The organism is Streptomyces sp. SID1328, from assembly GCF_009865595.1.
Classification (GTDB): domain Bacteria; phylum Actinomycetota; class Actinomycetes; order Streptomycetales; family Streptomycetaceae; genus Streptomyces; species Streptomyces griseoluteus.
In genome coordinates this window covers 1-2,750 of record NZ_WWKH01000427.1, presented here as the reverse complement: position 1 = coordinate 2,750, position 2,750 = coordinate 1, and the positions used below count along the sequence as shown (strand labels likewise).

3 protein-coding genes are annotated in these 2,750 nt (G+C 74.9%); all 3 read right to left on the bottom strand.

Features of this window, described 5'->3' with window-relative positions; all coding sequences use genetic code 11:
• Positions 1 to 1,176, bottom strand: a 1,176-nt coding sequence (locus GT030_RS12770) for a glycosyltransferase family 4 protein (RefSeq protein ID WP_161201207.1), incomplete at its 3' end; no start/stop codon positions are given.
• 41 nt (positions 1,177 to 1,217) lie between these two features.
• Positions 1,218 to 2,129: a YegS/Rv2252/BmrU family lipid kinase gene (locus tag GT030_RS12765; RefSeq protein ID WP_161201206.1), complete on the bottom strand. Its 912-nt coding sequence runs from the start codon at positions 2,127 to 2,129 to the stop codon at positions 1,218 to 1,220.
• A gap of 20 nt (positions 2,130 to 2,149) precedes the next feature.
• Positions 2,150 to 2,750 (bottom strand): FAD-linked oxidase C-terminal domain-containing protein (locus GT030_RS12760; protein ID WP_272920689.1); only part of this gene is annotated, 601 nt, incomplete at its 5' end.

The window sequence follows — 2,750 nt, the reverse complement described above, 5'->3', positions numbered from 1 at the left end:
GCGGCGCCCGGAACCTGGTTCGCCGGGCGGCCGCCGACCCGCCCGTTTGGCGGCGAGGGCGTCGGCCAGCAGGCCTTCGGCGCGGGCCACCACGACCTCGGGGGCGTAGCGGCGGGCGTTCACCAGGGCGGACTTGCCCATGGTGCGGCGCCGTTCGTCGTCGCGGACCAGGTCCAGCAGGGCCGCGCCGAAGGCGTCCGGGTCAGCGACCGGCACGAGCCGTCCGTCGACATTGTCCTGGATGATCTCGCGGGGCCCGTGCGCGCAGTCGGTGCTGACGACGGGCAGCCCGCAGCGCATCGCCTCGACGATGGTCATGCCGAAGGGCTCGAAGGTGGAGGACGCGGCGGCGATGGACGCCTTGACCCACTCGGACTCCATCGGCACGGCGGCGCCCATCAGGAAGGCGTGGTCGCTGAGGCCGAGCCGCTGGATGAGGGCACGCAGCCGGTCGCGCTCCTCTCCCCTGCCGTAGATGCGCAACCGCCAGTCCGGGTGGGCGGCCGCGACGTGCGCGAAGGCGCGGATCAGGGTGTCGTAGCCCTTCATCGGGACGAGCCGGCCCGCGGCGACGATCAGCCGGGAGTCGCCGTCGGCGGGCGGGAGTTCGGGGTCGGGCACGCTGTTGGGGAGGGCCTCGACACGGACGCCGGGCAGCCAGCTGCCGCGCCGGTAGGCGCGGGCGTCGGCGTCGGTGACGGTGGTGATCAGGTCGAGGTCGCGGTAGGCGCGGCGCAGTACGGTGCGCAGCCGGCGGGAGTGGTGGTCCCAGGTGAGGTGTTCCTGGCCGACGCGCAGGACGCGGTCCGGTGCCTGGCGGGCGAGATGCACGTTGAGGCCGGGGCGGGTGCCGATGACGACCTCGGCGTCGGTGCCGGCCAGGTGGGCGGCGATCCGCTCGTCGGTCAGCCTGCTGTACTCGCGGTGGCGTCCCTCGGCGGCCGGGAAGACCCGCGCGGGTTCGCGGTGCGCCGGGTGGTCCTGCTCCTCGCGCAGGTCGACCAGGGGCCGCAGCCGGACGCGGGGGTCCAGGGTGAGCGGGGGGCGTTCGCGGCTGCGGAGGACGGACACGATCTCCACGTCGTGCCGTTCGGCGAGCGCTCCGGCCAGGTTGAAGGTGGTGGTGATCGTCCCTCCGATCGCGTACGCGTTGTGGAGCAGGAAAGAGATCTTCATGCCGGTCCAGACCTTGTCGACACGGGCGCGGTTGCCAGACGTTACCGCTTCGTGTCATCGAGGCAGGGTGCCGGGGCCAGCACGGCCAGGTCGGCGGGGCGGACCCGGACGGTGACGGGGAGGGCGGCCTCCACCTCGCCGTCGGCCCCGTACGGCACGGGCCGGTCGGCCTCGATGCGCAGCTCACGGCCGCGCAGGACCCGTACCTCGGGGCGGCGGAGGTGGGCGCCGGTCTTCAGCTCGTTCATCAGGGTGAAGAAGAGGAGGCGCGGGGCCTCGCGTATCAGCACGATGTCGAGAAGGCCGTCGTCGAGTTCGGCGGCGGGGGCGATGGCACGGCCGAAGCCGTAGTAGGGCGAGTTGGCGGCGACGACGGTGTAGCCGCGGTGGCGCTGTTCCTCGCCGTCGACGGTGATCCGGTAGTCGGCGGTGCGCCAGGTGGCCACGGCGCGCAGGCCGCCCGCGTAGTAGGAGGCGGCGCCGCGCAGCAGGCGGGACTGGTTGGCGTACCGGTTGGCGAGGGCGTCGACCCCGGCGTAGACGCTGCCGAGGACCACGGTGCGCGGGTGGACGGCGGACTCGACCTCGATGGTGTCGACGCGCCGGGGCTCGGCGTGCAGCAGGATCCCGGCGAGGGCCGCGGGGTCGGCGGGCAGGCGGAGGGCGCGGGCGAAGTCGTTGCCGCGTCCGGCGGGTACGAGCCCCAGCACGGCGCCGGTGCCGCTGAGCGCTCCCCCGATGCCGCCGGCCATGCCGTCGCCGCCGACGGCGAGGACGACCCGGCCGCTCTCCCCGGCGCGCAGGGCGGTCTCGCGGGCGTGGGCGAGGCTGTGGCTGTACTCGGTCTCCAGGGTGGCGCCGGCCTCGCGGAGGTGCCGGGCCACCTGGAGCAGCGTGGCGGCCCCGGTGGCGGCGCCCGCGGTCGGGTTGACCACGGCGGTGAACTCTCGCATCGGTGTGCCTCCGGGCGCGGTCAGTCGGTGGGGAGCAGGACGCCGGGGCTGAGCAGCCCGGCGGGGTCGAGCCGGGCCTTGACGGCGCGCAGCGCGTCCACGGCGAGAGGCCCGGCCTCGCGTACGTACCAGTCGCGGTGGTCGGTGCCGACGCCGTGGTGGTGGGAGATGGTGCCGCCCGCCGCGAGCACGGCCTCGTTGGCCGCGTGCTTGGCGGGGGTCCAGTGGGTGACGGGGTCGTCGCCCTGGGCGCTGACGACGGTGAAGTAGAGGGAGGCGCCGTTCTCGTACACGTGGGAGATGTGGCACATCACCAGGGGCGGGGTGCCGGCACCGGTGAGGGTGTCGGTGAGGGCGGTGCGTACGGCGGTGTACAGCTCGGGTATCCGGGACCAGAACGCGGCGGTCTCCAGGGTCTCGGCGAAGGCACCGGCGTCGAGCAGGGCGTCGCGCAGGTAGGGCGCTTCGTAGCGGCCGCGGGCCCAGCGTTCGCCGGGTTCGGTGCCGAGGAGGGTGCCGCCGCACTCCCGCAGGACGGCGGCCGCCTCCGCGCGGCGCCGGGCGGTGCCGGCGGGGGTGCCCTCGTAGCCGGTGACGGCGAGGCAGCCGGTGCCGCCGTCG